Annotated in this window: 13 protein-coding genes; 6 read left to right on the plus strand and 7 right to left on the minus strand. The window is 43.6% G+C overall.

Translation table 11 applies throughout. The annotated features are described in order from the left end of the window. Positions 1–402 precede the first annotated feature (402 nt). Positions 403–969: a DNA glycosylase gene (locus ACI2IW_RS10460; protein WP_404693678.1), complete on the minus strand. Its 567-nt coding sequence runs from the start codon at positions 967–969 to the stop codon at positions 403–405. A gap of 482 nt (positions 970–1,451) precedes the next feature. Between ACI2IW_RS10460 and upp the strand changes: the two genes are divergently transcribed. Beyond that, a complete protein-coding gene (gene upp, locus ACI2IW_RS10465) occupies positions 1,452–2,111 on the plus strand; it encodes a uracil phosphoribosyltransferase (RefSeq protein WP_057761878.1) in 660 nt (219 codons plus the stop codon). A gap of 73 nt (positions 2,112–2,184) precedes the next feature. Then, a complete protein-coding gene (locus ACI2IW_RS10470) occupies positions 2,185–2,934 on the plus strand; it encodes an SDR family NAD(P)-dependent oxidoreductase (RefSeq protein WP_404693606.1) in 750 nt (249 codons plus the stop codon). Between the two features lie 69 nt (positions 2,935–3,003). Here ACI2IW_RS10470 and ACI2IW_RS10475 read toward each other — a convergent pair whose 3' ends face one another. Continuing rightward, complete coding sequence (locus tag ACI2IW_RS10475; RefSeq protein ID WP_404693607.1) at positions 3,004–3,684, minus strand: hypothetical protein; 681 nt, start codon at positions 3,682–3,684, stop codon at positions 3,004–3,006. 223 nt (positions 3,685–3,907) lie between these two features. Between ACI2IW_RS10475 and ACI2IW_RS10480 the strand changes: the two genes are divergently transcribed. Then, complete coding sequence (locus ACI2IW_RS10480; RefSeq protein ID WP_404693608.1) at positions 3,908–4,876, plus strand: alpha/beta fold hydrolase; 969 nt, start codon at positions 3,908–3,910, stop codon at positions 4,874–4,876. An 86-nt stretch (positions 4,877–4,962) separates the two neighbouring features. On the opposite strand, the gene ACI2IW_RS10485 is transcribed toward ACI2IW_RS10480, so the two are convergent. Both ACI2IW_RS10485 and tyrS read right to left on the minus strand, forming a co-directional pair. After that, positions 4,963–5,190, minus strand: a complete 228-nt coding sequence (locus tag ACI2IW_RS10485) for a DUF1653 domain-containing protein (protein ID WP_404693609.1) — start codon at positions 5,188–5,190, stop codon at positions 4,963–4,965. Between the two features lie 99 nt (positions 5,191–5,289). Then, the gene (tyrS, locus tag ACI2IW_RS10490; protein WP_404693610.1) at positions 5,290–6,501 is read right to left on the minus strand and encodes a tyrosine--tRNA ligase; all 1,212 of its coding nucleotides are present in this window, start codon (positions 6,499–6,501) and stop codon (positions 5,290–5,292) included. A 143-nt stretch (positions 6,502–6,644) separates the two neighbouring features. On the opposite strand from tyrS, the gene ACI2IW_RS10495 reads away from it, so the two are divergent. From ACI2IW_RS10495 to ACI2IW_RS10505, 3 genes are all read left to right on the plus strand, one after another. Next, positions 6,645–8,003 (plus strand): anhydro-N-acetylmuramic acid kinase, encoded by a 1,359-nt coding sequence (locus tag ACI2IW_RS10495; RefSeq protein WP_404693611.1) that lies wholly within the window; start codon positions 6,645–6,647, stop codon positions 8,001–8,003. Between the two features lie 153 nt (positions 8,004–8,156). Then, entirely contained in the window at positions 8,157–9,491 is a 1,335-nt protein-coding gene (gene fabF, locus ACI2IW_RS10500) for a beta-ketoacyl-ACP synthase II (protein WP_404693679.1), read from the plus strand. Between the two features lie 130 nt (positions 9,492–9,621). After that, entirely contained in the window at positions 9,622–10,467 is an 846-nt protein-coding gene (locus ACI2IW_RS10505) for a hypothetical protein (protein ID WP_404693612.1), read from the plus strand. Positions 10,468–10,605: 138 nt separating this feature from the next. Here ACI2IW_RS10505 and ACI2IW_RS10510 read toward each other — a convergent pair whose 3' ends face one another. The 3 genes from ACI2IW_RS10510 to ACI2IW_RS10520 all read right to left on the minus strand — a co-directional run bounded on the left by ACI2IW_RS10510 (position 10,606) and on the right by ACI2IW_RS10520 (position 15,191). Beyond that, positions 10,606–12,423 (minus strand): aminopeptidase P family protein, encoded by a 1,818-nt coding sequence (locus ACI2IW_RS10510; RefSeq protein ID WP_404693613.1) that lies wholly within the window; start codon positions 12,421–12,423, stop codon positions 10,606–10,608. A gap of 435 nt (positions 12,424–12,858) precedes the next feature. After that, positions 12,859–14,427 (minus strand): peptide MFS transporter, encoded by a 1,569-nt coding sequence (locus ACI2IW_RS10515; protein WP_404693614.1) that lies wholly within the window; start codon positions 14,425–14,427, stop codon positions 12,859–12,861. Positions 14,428–14,726: 299 nt separating this feature from the next. Continuing rightward, positions 14,727–15,191, minus strand: a complete 465-nt coding sequence (locus ACI2IW_RS10520) for a hypothetical protein (protein ID WP_404693615.1) — start codon at positions 15,189–15,191, stop codon at positions 14,727–14,729. Positions 15,192–15,216: the final 25 nt, after the last annotated feature.

Genomic DNA, 15,216 nt, shown 5'->3' on the forward strand with positions numbered 1-15,216 from the left:
CCAATGTGGCTTATCCTATTTAGCGAGCTGACCATCATATCATGTTTTAATAGTCTGTCAACTTCTTTTTTTAATTTGTTTCAACAAGTTAACTGAGTTATTTATATGTAATCTACACACTAGCTACTTCCAGCTCGTCTTGATGAGGTGCGTATTATAGACGGTTTAACTTTTGTGTCAACCCGTTTTATTAATGTTTTTAATCTTATTTTAAGAAAGAAATAAATCTGTATTTCTTTCAATGGGTTATCATTTAATTAATTTCAATAGGTTTAAAGACTGACTATAGATGTACTATTTACTATAATTTATAACACCAAAAACTCCGCTTTACTAGATAGATATCTCATACTATCTCTGAGCCTTATCTTCTATTAAAGCGACCACTTCTCTATTTGCACCTTATAACTTACCCATCTTTTCAAAAAACGCTTTATACGCCGCTACTTTCTTATCCAACGATAACGGATAGGCACGTGAGGTTGAAGGCAATCTATATAAGGTTAGATTATTCACATCAGCTTTCTGATTATCTGTACTCTGCCATTGATAAGGGTAATCCATACTTTGATTGGTTTTCGGATGCTTTGATTTGGCAATTGGCTCGTCTAATAACCCAAGCAGTACTTCGGTCGCCTTGCCTCCTGTCGTAAATAATGACTCTACCTTTGGCACTTGCGGCAAAATAACATCTAGATCAACAGGTGTGACTACTGTTAAATTTTTATCCGAAGCATTACCCGTCTCACGGATGGCCTGTTTTACTGTCGGGCAAGAAGCAATGCCACGTTCAAACATAAAATCTCGGATACGCTCAGGGTCAAAGCGTTTTTCATCGCCTACTCTAAAGTAGTCAGCATCGTCAAAAAACACTCGGCCATATATCCGCCACATATCATTATAAAAATTAGGATAATGAAAGCTCATCGCCCATTTATCAGCAGTCGGTGGAAACGTACCCATCATCATGACTGTGGCATTGGGCGGTAAGACAGGCTCAAAAGGATGGGTTTCAAGCTCTGTGGCCCCTCCTTCAAGTGAGGTCAGTTCAATATTAGTGGTTTTTTGAGTGCTTGGCGTTTTTATAGTCATGATATTCTTCATCAGAAAAGCGGTTTTTTTGGTATCATAGCAAGTCTAAACACTACCTCACTTATAATCACGTTATATAGTCAAACTTAGTCGGTTCAATCAGTTGACTTAAGACAGCGCGATGTCATCTTACTTAGCCTGAATTGCTTAGGCTTTGATGGCAGCTGTGAACGCAAATATTGTCATTGCGATAAATGAGCACTGTCGTAAAGTAGTTTATTAGCTTAATTGTGAAGGATTCAACTTTACTATTTATGAGCTAAGGATATGGTTAAAGTGCGGTAAGTGTTTGTATCTTTTATACTAATAGCAACCGCAGTAACTGCGCAAGCATCAGACAAGAAACCAAGAGAGTACTTATGAGTGACTTAAACAGCGATTTAAAAATTACGGTAATCGATCATCCACTAGTCCGTCATAAACTCAGCCTTATGCGCGAAAAAGACTGTAGTACTTATAAATTTCGTACATTGACCAAAGAGCTTGCGCGCTTGATGGCTTATGAAGCAAGCCGTGACTTTGAAATCGAAACTTTCCCAATGGAAGGCTGGTGTGGCGAGATCACTGGTGAGCAAATCATCGGTAAGACGGCGACGATCGTACCGATTTTACGCGCAGGTATTGGCATGCTTGATGGGGTGCTCGACCTGATCCCTACTGCTAAGATTTCTGTGGTCGGTCTACAACGTGACGAAGAAACGTTGCAGCCAGTACCGTTCTTTGAAAAATTCGTGAGCCACATGGACAAACGTCCTGCGCTGATCATTGATCCAATGCTAGCCACGGGCGGCTCAATGGTTGCGACCATCGAGATGCTCAAGAAAAACGGCTGTACTAATATTAAAGCATTGGTATTGGTTGCTGCACCTGAAGGCGTACGCTTGGTAAATGAAGCGCATCCTGACGTGACTATCTATACCGCGGCCCTAGATAGCCATTTAGATGAGCACGGTTACATCATTCCAGGTCTAGGCGATGCTGGTGATAAGATTTTTGGTAAGCAGTTATCGAATAGATAAGTCTCATTAGGGTAAATAAAGCCGTCATCAAAGTTATGGCAACAGCAGACAGCATCAATAATAAGGATAGATCATGAATGTATTGATTACAGGAGCTAGCGCGGGTTTTGGTAAAGCGTTGGCAGAGCGTTTGGTTGCTAACGGCCATCGCGTGATTGGTTGCGCCAGACGCCTTGATAAACTGAATGCTTTGGCAGAGACTTTAGGTGAGGCTTTTTTACCCGTGGTTATGGATGTGAGTGATACAACTTCTATCCCGCAAATCATTGCTGACTTGCCTGATGATTTTAAACAAATCGATGTCTTGGTCAATAATGCAGGATTGGCACTGGGTACAGAGCCTGCTCACAAAGCCAGTCTAGATGACTGGATGCGTATGACTGATACCAACATTAAAGGCTTGATGGCGTTGACTCATGCGGTCTTGCCAGCGATGGTCGCTCGCGATAGCGGTTATATTATCAATGTCGGTTCGATTGCTGGTAGCTGGCCTTACTTTGGTGGCAACGTTTACGGCGCAACTAAAGCGTTTGTAAAACAGTTCAGCTTAAACTTGCGAGCAGATCTGATTGGTACCCAAGTGCGTGTGACCAATCTTGAACCTGGTAATGTGGCTGGCACTGAGTTTTCAAACGTGCGCTATCACGGCGACGATGACAAAGCTGCCAAGGTGTATGACGGTTTTAGAACCATGACAGGTGAAGATATTGGCGATATTTTATTATGGCTAATTGAGTCACCTGCTCATATCAACGTCAACCGTCTAGAAGTAATGCCAGTCGCCCAGACCTATAATGGACTGACGATTGCCAAGCAAGATTAATATTAACTGTTCGGCTAGTTATAGTATTAACGTTGATTATCAATATATCTCTTATTAACACCGAACCTGTTAGCGTATCTCATAAGATCGAAGCAATATAGAGTCATCTATATTGCTTTTTTTTATGTCTTCAATGGCTTGCTCATTGACCAAACGCAAATCCTGAAAGTCCAAAATCAGCACTTCGTTACGCAGACGTTTGCTAGTACGTTTATTGTGACGTATCGCAAACCCTAATACTTGCTTACCAGTGATGGTTATCTGATTAATAATTATCCTTGAATTATTCACTTTCAGCTTTTTGGACAAATTCTCAGACATTGTCTGAGCATTTATTATTGCCGTCGCTGGATTCACCGTCGTGGTTAACGTCTTAGTCTGTCGTACACTTTTGGGCATATCTCCTGCAAAAAACAATACCTGACCTAATGGTAAATACTGCGCGTGCCGTACTAATTCTTGTCGGAACAATGCAGGCATATCTGTATTAAAACTGTCTTCTGTCTGCTGATAAAATGCGGTAAAGTTACGATGCAAATAACGCCCGAACACCGTAGTATTAATCCATTCTTGATAAACATCATCTGCCAATAACTGCTTAGTAAAAGCACTGGCATCAATTGTGACCTCCCTACTCAAAGTAGCAGACAGCATCGATAGTAAAAGCGCTTGCGGACTGGCAAATGTTTGCTGCTGCCACACTTGTGGATATAGGCTACTATCGAGTAATGGCAATGTTGATTTACTCATGCACTTGGATCCTCAACGATAATTTCTAGCCACTACATAGCACTAGTATAGTCTCACTGTTGACTTTTACCCTTAGCCAAATTCTATGCTATGGTCAGGTGACAGCTTTAATATAGCAGTCTTTTATTCGCGGTATAACTATTTTGTAGCGGTGTACTCTACCGCAATACTTTCTTAGCTAAATTGACCGAGACAGCTTGAAAAATCAAAGAGATATCACTCTATGAAAAAAGACCTTATACCCCTTCCTACTCCTTACCAGCTAAAGACCATTACTGTCCAAACAGCTGATGGAACGTTGCTGCCCGTCTCTGTCATTGGCAAAGGTAAACCCGTCCTATTAATGCACGCTTTTGGTATGGATGCGAGGCAATTTCTACCATTTATTTTACCGCTAATTCAGCACTACTGTTTTTACTTGCCGCATTTTAGAAGGTTTGGTTTGGCCAGTGACCTAACGTTGCCAACGTTTGATTTTATTGAGCAATATGCACAGGATACCCAAGATGTGTTTGAGTACGTGAGTAAAGAAACTGGTGTTGAGGCTTTTCCTGTTGCCGCGATATCAATGGGGGCATTGGTCATGTGGGCGTATTTTCAGCGCTTTGGCACTCAGCGCGTGAGTCGTTATCTGAACATTGACCAAGCACCGATTATTCATAATCAGCCAGACTGGCAAGGTGGCGGTGTATTTGGTACACGACAAACCGAATTGTTTGCGCAATTTACGCGGTTGATTACTGACACTGCTCCTTATCTACAAGCCGAGCAAATAGTTGACTTCCGTCACCTGCCCTATCGATTAAAAGTGAATTTGTTAGACATGGAACGCTCTTTTTCTCTACTCTCTGTCAGTAGCAAACCTTCGCAATTATTGGTAACAGCCCTCAGTTATCGGGCACCACACAAAATCTCACTAATGGAGCACGCGACTTGGCAACACAAACTGCGCTGTCTATCTGCTTATGTTGCGCTGCCCTACGATTACCGCGATGTGTTGCCAACGGTCAATATTCCGACTACCTTACTGATTGGTGCGCGCTCGCAGTTATATAATGCAGAGTGGCAACAGCGTTTGACCACTCTGCTGCCCAATGCGCACAGTATTATCTTGCCGACATCAGGCCATGCCGTGCCGATGGATGCACCTGTGGCATTTTATAAAGTATTGAAAGAGTTTCTGAACGCTTAATTGTGAGTTTGCGATAATGCACAAAAAAAACGACCTCAACGGGTCGTTTTTTTGCGCTAAATTCAATCTAAATCATTGGCTAAGTATTAATCATTTAATGGTTTAATCAATTCAAATCGCGGAATTTCTTTACCATCGACCGTTACTGTTTCAGCGAACATCGCAAGCGGACGTGCCCACACGCCGTATTCACCGTATAGGCAACGATATACCACTAGCGACTCTTCGGTTTCTGAATGCTGCGCCGTATGCAATACTTGATACAAACTGCCTTTATAGTGGCGGTAAATGCCTTGGGGAATGGTTTTAGTCATAGCAAACTCCTACTATTAAAAAATGGCTGCTAATTATCGCTTCATAAAAAAGGTCGACAATTACTGCCGACCTCACTCTTAATCATTTTTATAGATTATCTAACCAACCGTCACTTTCGCATAAGCTTTTTTACCTGCTTGAATCACGACCGTCTGACCTGAGGTTAGACTAAAGCCGCCATCAACGACTTCGCCATCTACTTTTACCGCGCCACGTTTTACCATGTCTTTGGCAGCTGAGTTGTTTTTAGCGAGCTTAGCTTGGTTCAAGATCTGGGTGATAAATAACGCATCTTGCCCTTCTAGATCCAACATGATTTCTGGCAAGTCAACCGGTAGCTCGCCATCTGCTAAGACGTTACCCGCAGATTTGTGCGCATTAGCAGCGGCATCAGCATCATGGAAGCGCTCGATTAACTCTTCGGCTAAGATACGTTTGATTTCTTGTGGGTTACGGCCACCTTCCATGTCTGCCATCAAGCTTGCCACTTCCTCCATTGGCTTAAAGCTTAAGAACTCAAAGTAACGATGAATCAGTGTGTCCGGCATAGACAGGATTTTTTGATACATGGTGCCTGGTGCGTCGTAGATAGCGACATAGTTGCCCAGTGATTTGGACATTTTATTGACACCATCTAGCCCTTCTAAGATTGGCACAGTAATACAAACTTGTGGTTCTTGGCCATAGCGTCCTTGCAGCGTGCGACCCATTAGCAAGTTAAAGGTCTGATCGGTACCGCCAAGCTCAACATCGGCTTTAAGTGCAATAGAATCGTAGCCTTGTACTAACGGATAAAGAAACTCATGGATTGAGATGGGCGTTTGTGATGCATAGCGTTTTGAAAAATCATCACGCTCTAGCATACGCGAGACGGTTTGCTGACTGGCTAGCTGAATCATATCAGCGGCACTCATGTCATTGAACCACTCAGAGTTAAAGACCACGCGAGTCTTTTCTTTGTCCAAGATTTTAAATACTTGCTCAGCATAAGTCGTAGCGTTGGCTTTGATTTGCTCATCAGTCAACGGTGGACGCGTGCTGTTTTTGCCAGAAGGGTCACCAATCTTGGCCGTATAATCGCCAATTAAGAAATAAATCTCATGACCCAAATCTTGAAAATGCTTAAGCTTATTAATCAATACTGTATGACCTAAATGCAGATCAGGTGCGGTAGGATCAAAGCCTGCCTTGATACGTAATGGACGATTGAGCTTTAGCTTAGCCACTAAATCATCTTCAGATAATATCTCTTGCGTACCACGCTGAATAAGGGCCAGTTGTTCTTCTAGGGTGTAAGTTTGATTGGTCATGATGCTCTCTATATATCACTTTAATTGGGATTTTTATGAATGACGGTTACTGGCTCAACACCTTAGGAAGTTTAGAACCTCAAAAGGTCAGAAAAAATGCTAGAATTTGACGGATATACTAGCGTTTTTTAAGGTAAATTGCCATGACCAACCCCGCATCGATTGCTGATACTGACCATAATGCCCTCGCAGACTTGCTTATGAATAGTGGTTTGGATAACCCTTCAGACGATATTGATGATTTGACCTCTGATAATTCGAATTATGCCACCCTAACGGATGCCCTTGAGCAAACGGTGTTTGAAAGCTTCGATGATGGCTTATATATCGGCATGATGTCTGGCACCAGTTTGGACGGTATGGATGCTGTTCTTTGTCAATTTAATCCTGAGATGAGCACCGAAGATAGTACCCAACCGCCAATGCGACTGCTTGCGACCTATAGCCAAGATTTTCCGCCACGTCTGCGTGAAGTATTATTAGCATTGTGTCAGCCGAATGGTGTGAATCAACTCGTACCAGAGACTGATGAACCAAGCAGTGAGTTGGATTGGTTCGGCTGGGCAAGTCGCGCGTATGCTGAGTTCGCGAGTGAAGTGGTCAATACGCTATTGCAGCAATCAAATACCGATCCTGAGTCAGTGTTAGCGATTGGCTGTCATGGACAGACCGTACGCCATCGCCCGCATATGGGATTCACGTTGCAACTGGTCGATGCCAATATCATCGCGGAGCGCACAGGCATCAGCGTGGTCAATGATTTCCGACGTCGTGACATGGCAGTTGGTGGTCAAGGTGCGCCTTTAGTACCTGCGTTTCATCAGGCACTATTTGCCAATCCTGATAGCACACGTGTGCTATTAAACTTAGGCGGTATTGCCAATATAACCATCTTGCCAGCCAATGAAGAAATTCAAGTTGTTGGCTACGATACTGGACCTGCCAACTTGTTATTGGATGCGTGGACAGCGTTGCATACTGATAATAGCTATGATGCGAGCGGTGCTTGGGCGCAGTCTGGAACACTCATTGAGCCATTATTACAGCAACTTTTGGCACATCAGTTTTTTGCTCAGTCTCATCCAAAAAGCACAGGCCGTGAGGACTTTAATTTAACTTGGTTGCAAGATGAGCTACAGGCTTTTGAGCAAGCCAATGCTAACATCAGTTATTCAGCAGCCGATGTGCAAGCAACCTTGACTGAGCTAACGGCTACCAGTGCCAGTACGCAAATCAATACGTTTATCAGTCATGCAAAAAACAGCTCGGTTTATGTTTGCGGTGGCGGCGCATTGAATGGCTATTTAATGACGCGCCTGCAAGCTCATCTACCTCATTGCACAGTAAAAACCACTGAACATTTAGGACTTGCGCCAACATGGGTCGAGGCCGTTGCTTTTGCATGGTTGGCTAGACAAACATTGATGGGTGAAACTGGTAATTTACCGGCGGTAACTGGTGCAAATAAAGGCGTGGTATTGGGTCAAGTATGTTTTGCCTGACCAGTTAAATTTTAGTTTACATACGTGCACCTATGTGTTTTATAATGACTTTTGAAACGCCATCCTCTTAGGACCTGTAAGTATAGGATATATCGCATGAGCCAGAATAGTAGTTCACCTATCGACCAAGCCACCACTGATGACACAAATAATATGACTGCAGCACCTGTACATAAATCGCGTCAAAAACCACCTCACTACGAGCGTTCTGATGATACGCGTGTGGTAGTCACAGGTATGGGCGCCATTACGCCGCTCGGTCTAGACGTCGATAGCTCATGGACCAAATTGCTCAATGGCGAGAGTGGTATCTCACCGATTACGCATTTCGATGCCACAGGTTACCGTGCGCAAATCGCAGGCGTGATCAAAGACTTTGATGCCAAGCAATATATGAATGCTAAAGATGCACGTCGTTATGATGAGTTCATGCATTATGGGGTTGCCGCTTCTGCCATGGCCCTAAAGCACGCTGGTTTTATCGATGAAGTCAGTGCTGCTGATGCGCCTGTGCAAGGCGTTGACCAAGATCGCTTTGGTATTATTTTAGGTTCAGGTATTGGCGGTATCCAAACGATTGAAAACAGTCGTGATACCCTACACGAAAAAGGCGCGGGCAAAGTCTCACCTTTTATTATCCCAGGCTCTATCGTTAATATGGCCGCTGGACTGGTAGCAATTAAGCATAAGTTAAAAGGCCCAAACCTTGCGACATCAACAGCTTGTACCACGGCGACTCATGCTATGGGTCTTGCTGCTCGTTTGATTGCTTATGGTGATGCTGACGTTATGTTGGCTGGCGGCAGTGAAAAAGGCTCTAGCCCACTTGGTATAGCTGGCTTTAGTGCTATGCATGCACTCTCTACACGCAATGACGAGCCAACCAAAGCCTCGCGTCCATTTGATAAAGGTCGTGACGGATTTGTCCTTGGTGATGGTGCTGGCGTGGTGGTATTAGAAAGTCTTGCCCATGCCAAAGCGCGTGGTGCAACAATATTGGCAGAACTAGTCGGTTTCGGTATGAGCGATGATGCCAGTCATATTACTGCACCACCAGAAGACGGTAGCGGTGCGGCCAGAGCGATGCAAAATGCGCTAAACGATGCGGGTATCGAGTCATCAAGCGTCGGTTATGTCAACGCTCATGGTACTAGTACTCCTGCGGGTGACGTGGCTGAGTCTATTGCTATCGAAACTGTGTTCTCTCCTGTAAAAGACAGCATCTTAGTTAGCTCAACCAAGTCAATGACCGGTCACTTACTTGGTGCCGCTGGCGGAGTTGAAGCTATCTTTACAGTATTAGCGCTACAGCATCAGCATGTACCACCTACGATCAATCTAGACGATATCGAGGACAACTGTAATCTTGATTATGTGGCTAATCAATCGCGCAAAGTTGATAACTTGCAGTATGCAGTATCTAACAGCTTTGGCTTTGGTGGTACCAATGGCTCATTGGTATTTGCTCGCTGGCCTATCAGTCAATAACAGCCACCCAACTACCTCGCAGCGCATGGTAATGAAAGCGTTGTAACGTTGGTGTCAGATTTGCTACGTTTGTCCACTTGCAGCCCCTTATCGTACTTGCGTATGATAAGGGGTAATTTTTGGAACATTTATGGAAGATACCATGTCAAGCTACTCATTTTCCCATCAGTTTTATCAACGCTGGACGTGTGCACCTGAGCCAGTACGCGCAGCGATTACCCAAGAACTAAAAGACATCACTACTCTGCTGCAATCTGACACCTCATTTGAAGACTTCACTTTTAATACCCATGACTTAGATGCGCATGTAGACGAGCTATACGACAACTACAATGCTGAGCAAGCCATTGCTAAAGCAATTACGGACAAACAAGATCTAGAAGACGCGGCCGCTGCAAAACAAAAGCTAGAAGAAGAGCAGAAGAAAAAAGAAGCAGAAGAAGCCACGCGCAAGGCAGAAGCGACTCAAAAAGAACAAGAGAAAAATGAGCAGTCAGCGTTAGAGGCAGACAATGACAAAGAACTGGCTGCTACCGACGTAGCTAAATCAAACACAGATAAAGTCGTGACAGATAGCGCCGTTACTGACGATTTTGTTACTGATAATTCTAGTGCAAAGACTGAAAAAGCGGCATTAGAAGTCGTAAATACTGAAGGCAATACTAGCGATAGTAAAAATGCTGATAACAAAACCATTGGCGAACAGGCACATACGCTTAGCGATAACCACATTAAAGATATTAATAATAAAGCCAGTGCAGCGATTAATTTGGCCTTAAAAGACGCTAAGCTAGATGCAACACATCAACAGCTAATCCGCGAGCTAGAAACACAGGTCGATGACTATCTCAGTGAGCAAATGATGCTAATGTCTGAAAATCTAAAGTCTTGGCTACGTGCTGAGGTCACTCAACACTTTAGCGAACAGAATGACTCAACTACTAATAATGAAGCTGTTAAGAAAAGCATCCACTAACAGTAATTATTTTTCAGTGTTGAACCTACAGTTAGAAACAGACACTCAATAGTAAGTATTAAATAACGAACATTAAAAAGCCCCGTAAATAATTTACGGGGCTTTTTAGTACTTTTAGTTAATGTTTTGAGCTTGGTATTAAATGGCTTTGGTACGTTCAGTCAACCATTCAAGCGCTGACCCTTCAACACGATCTTTTAGCTCTGCAAAGACTTGGCTATGATAGCTATTTAACCAATTAATCTCGGTTTGATCCAATAATGATGGCTCAATCAGACGCGTATCAATTGGGCAGTAAGTGATGGTCTCAAAGTTCAAGAAATTACCAAACTCTGTCTCAGTAGGCTTAGCAACTGGCGTATTTACTACCAAGTTCTCGATACGAATACCCCATTTGCCTTCGCGGTACAGACCTGGCTCATTACTAGAAATCATACCGACTTTCATCGCGCGCTCTTTTGGCGTGCTAGCGCTATAGGCAATGACTTGTGGGCCTTCATGTACATTCAAGAAATACCCAACGCCATGACCTGTACCATGACCATAGTCCATCTGTGCTTGCCACAACGGCGCACGGCAAATGGCATCAATCAACGGTGAGGCGATACCATCAGGGAAATGAGCGCGAGCCAGCGCAATGTGGGCTTTTAACACAATCGTAAAGTCGCGTTTATGCTCAGCAGTGACTTGTCCAATACCAACTACGCGGGTGATATCAGTCGTACCATTCTGATATTGTGCGCCTGAGTCAATCAGTAGCAATCCGCCTTCGCCCTCGGCCACATCAAGGTAGCTGAATTTTTCTGGCGTTGCACGGTAATGTGGCAATGCGCCATTTTCGTTAAAGCCTGCGATGGTTGGGAAGCTTGGCGAGACATAATGCGGCTGACGACTGCGCACGTCTATCAACATGCTATCAACATCTAGTTCACTTAAACGCTCGCCGTTTGCTAGACGCTGCTCAAATGTGGCAAAAAACTCAGCCAAAGCAGCACCATCTTGACGCATCGCTTCACGGACATGATCGATATCTGCATCAGATTTTACAGATTTGAGTAATGTGCTAGGTGCCATTTGCTCAATGAAGCCAACATCGTCTGCCATTTTTGAGAGTGTGCCTACTGCGACTTTACTCGGATCTAACAATAATAAATCGTCTGGCGTTAATGCACTTAATGCATCTTGCACAGCAGAATAGTCAGCCAATGCGATACCGCTGTCTTTTAGACTCTGTGCGATATCTTCGCTTACTTTATTAATATCAACAAACAACGTTGCTTTGTCTTCGTCAATCAACATATGTGACAAGAATACCGGATTATAATCAACATCAGCGCCGCGCAAGTTCGTCAACCAAGCGATATCGTCTAGACTTGAGAGTAAATGATGGGTCGCACCTGCTTCTGCCATGCCTTCGCGTACTGCAGTCAGCTTTGAGGTGGCAGACTGAGCAAGGAACTGCTCATCATGAGTATATAATTTGGCCGCTGGTAGTGCTGGGCGATCTGTCCAAATCTCTGTCAGCACATCACGCTCAGTAATCAAAGTAATATCATTGGCATCAAAAGCATTTAACAGGCGATCTTGCTCAGCGATAGATAACACATTGCCATCCACTGCTACGCTATCCCCTTCTTGCAAATGCTCGGCTAGCCAATCGATATGATTTGGCTGACCTGGCGCAAGCTTTTCTAAAGTAATACCTGTGCCTTCTAGCTGGTCGGCAGCATGTACCCAATAACGGCTGTCCGTCCATAGACCTGCAAAATCAGCAGTCACGACCAGCGTACCGACAGAACCGGTAAACCCTGACAGCCATAAGCGTGCTTGCCAGTACTCTGGTAAATATTCAGATAAATGGGGATCAGCAGAGGGTACGATGATTGCGGTGAGATCTTGCGCTGCTAAGGTGCTACGTAAATTAGCAATACGTTCGTGAATGGCTTGTTTATTCATTGAATGTGTCCTTATAGAAATTATAAAAATATAATGAGGGAGCGATTATTTACAATCGTCTTGTTCTAATAGTCATCTTGTTCTAATAGTCGTCTTGTTTGAGTTGTTGATACCGCTTTAGTTTTAATAAGACATTTATTATCGATAGCAATTATTCAAGCAAACAATCTACTTATTTAGCTATCTAACTATGCTTGCTTGGGTAATTACTTCTACCTATTGAGAGTATAAAATTGAATTAATATAGGCTTATAAAACGCTGTACTACTGTTTATCGTGAGCTATCATTAGATGTTTGGTCAGATAGTAAGCTTTCAATAGCTCGTGCCAAATATCTCACCAACTAAAACAATAAAACGTGCTACCAGTAATGGTAACACGTCTCACCATGTGTCACTTGTGCTGTTGTTAATCACAAATGTACATCAGACTATCTTATTGCTTAGCCAGTTGTTTCTCATGCTCGCTTTCTTTAAGCATTTTGTTTATAGGTTTTGCTAGTATCAATAATAGTACAGCGGTAACTACCAAGAAGATGGTCATGGTAGTAAATAGACCTGGTAAGCCTTCGATTTTGTCAGCAGATACATGCCCACCAAAGAAGGCGGCAACCAAGTTACCCATAGCGATAGAAGCAAAGAACAGCCCCATCATTTGGCCTTGCATACCTTCTGGCGCCAGCTTCGTCATTGCAGACAAACCAACTGGGCTTAGTGCTAACTCACCTAGTGTCAATAGTAATAAACTACCAACCAACCATAGTGGTGATGCCAAGCCAGCACCCGGCGCTAAAATACTTTTTGAAGCAAAAATCATTAAGGCGAAACCTGCGGCTGCCAGTAGCATACCGAGTGCAAACTTAGCCATACTGCTCGGCTCAAGTCCTCGGTTACCAAGCTTGACCCAAACAATACTAATGATGGGAGCTAAGATCAGAATAAATAAAGGGTTCAATGACTGAAACCAAATACTCGGTATCTCAAAACCTAAAACATTCAGATCAGTATAACGATCGGCAAATAAGTTAAAAGACGTTGGCTGCTGCTCAAAGCTTGACCAAAATAGCGTCGAGCCAATGATTAAAACAAAGCAAATTAGCAAGCGTAGTTTGTCTGTCTTATCCAATCGTGGTGAGATAAACATAATAGCGAAATACAAGATGACCACCGCAGCAATGATATACGTCATATACTCTGCAACCATCTCAGGATTGAACGATATCATGCCGGTAGACACTAATAGCACTGCGGCTACTAGCAAGGCGACAAAACCACCAACCCAGCGACCGATGTTTTTGTAATGGTCGTTAGATTTTTCCCACTCGGCTGAGATACCTTTAGCACGTGCATAACGCGTTAAGTTCTTTTGCGCGAAAAAACGATAGATCAATAATGAAACCAGCATACCCAGACCACCAACGCCAAAGCCGACATGCCACATGCCTTTTTCTTTGAATACGCCGACGATAAGTGCTGCCAGTAACGCACCGATGTTAATACCCATATAAAACAAGGTAAAACCGCCATCACGGCGAGAATCGCCTTTGGGGTATAAGGCGCCAACCATCACTGAGATACAGGTCTTAAATAACCCTGAACCTAAGACAATACAGATTAAACCAACGAAGAACAGCGTCATGCCAAACATCGCTGAAAGCGCGATACACAAGTGACCAAGGGCAATAATAATACTGCCCCACCATAACGCACGCTCTTGACCTAACCAGTTATCTGCCAGCCAACCACCTGGTACTGCTGCTAAGTATAACGAACCAGCAAAAATACCATAAATAGCAGAAGCGGTGACTTCATCGAAGCCAAAACCGCCACTGCTCACTGTTGCCACCATAAATAGAACTAATAGTGGACGGATACTATAATAGGAGAATCGCTCCCACATTTCGGTAAAAAACAATGAGCGTAAGGGCGCAGGATGTCCCATAAAGCCATTGTCTAGTGCTTCTAGCTCTGCTGCACTAGCCCCCGATTTTGTTTCTGTGCCCATAACTTTATTCCTTTAAAGATCATATTTGTAATGACCAAACCCCTGATTATCCAGATGGACGGTCATATAGGCGGAACATTGTTTCACTTGGCTATAATCAAGTAAAGAAAAAATTGGTCAAAAATTACACAAATACCTATAAAAAAAGCCCGCTCTCAATGGTTGAGAACGGACTCTTTTTATAGGTATCTAAGACAGTAATATTATGCTTATAGCACTGTTGATACAGACTTCATAATGCAGCTCATTTAACAATCGAGTAGCACTATTTTAGCTCATTTACATAGCCATACTACAGTTTATTGTGCTGCGGCCTCATCAGTAGCGGCGCTAGCATTCCCAGCATCTACATCACCATCCGCTTGCTCAGCTGTCAAATCAGCATCGGCAACAGCGGCTTGGCTTACAGTACCAGAGGCCGTTGCTGTACCAGCTTCTGCGGTGACAACTGCACTATCTGCATCTGCATCTGCCGCTGGTGTTACGGTTGCATCTGCTGCAGTATCAGGCGCTGTAGCATCTGACGCTTCTTCTGTTGTCGCAGCTTCTGCATCGGCTGGAGCCGCTTCTTCTTCAGTAGCAGTAGCTTCTGCTTCATCTGCCGCAGCTGATGCTTCAGTTGTCTCAGCAGTGATATGCTCGCCTGCTGGACGCAAAAATGCAGAAACACCAATAAGTAAGACAATACCTAAGAACATGGCAATGCCACCTAAAGCGAATAACAGCTCTTTTTTTGGATTGTTATTAACGATACCTTCTGACATACCTTATCCACCTTGCACAAAATAT

The sequence above is a fragment of the Psychrobacter sp. NPDC078501 genome, from assembly GCF_044900935.1.
In the GTDB taxonomy this organism is placed as follows: Bacteria; Pseudomonadota; Gammaproteobacteria; order Pseudomonadales; family Moraxellaceae; genus Psychrobacter.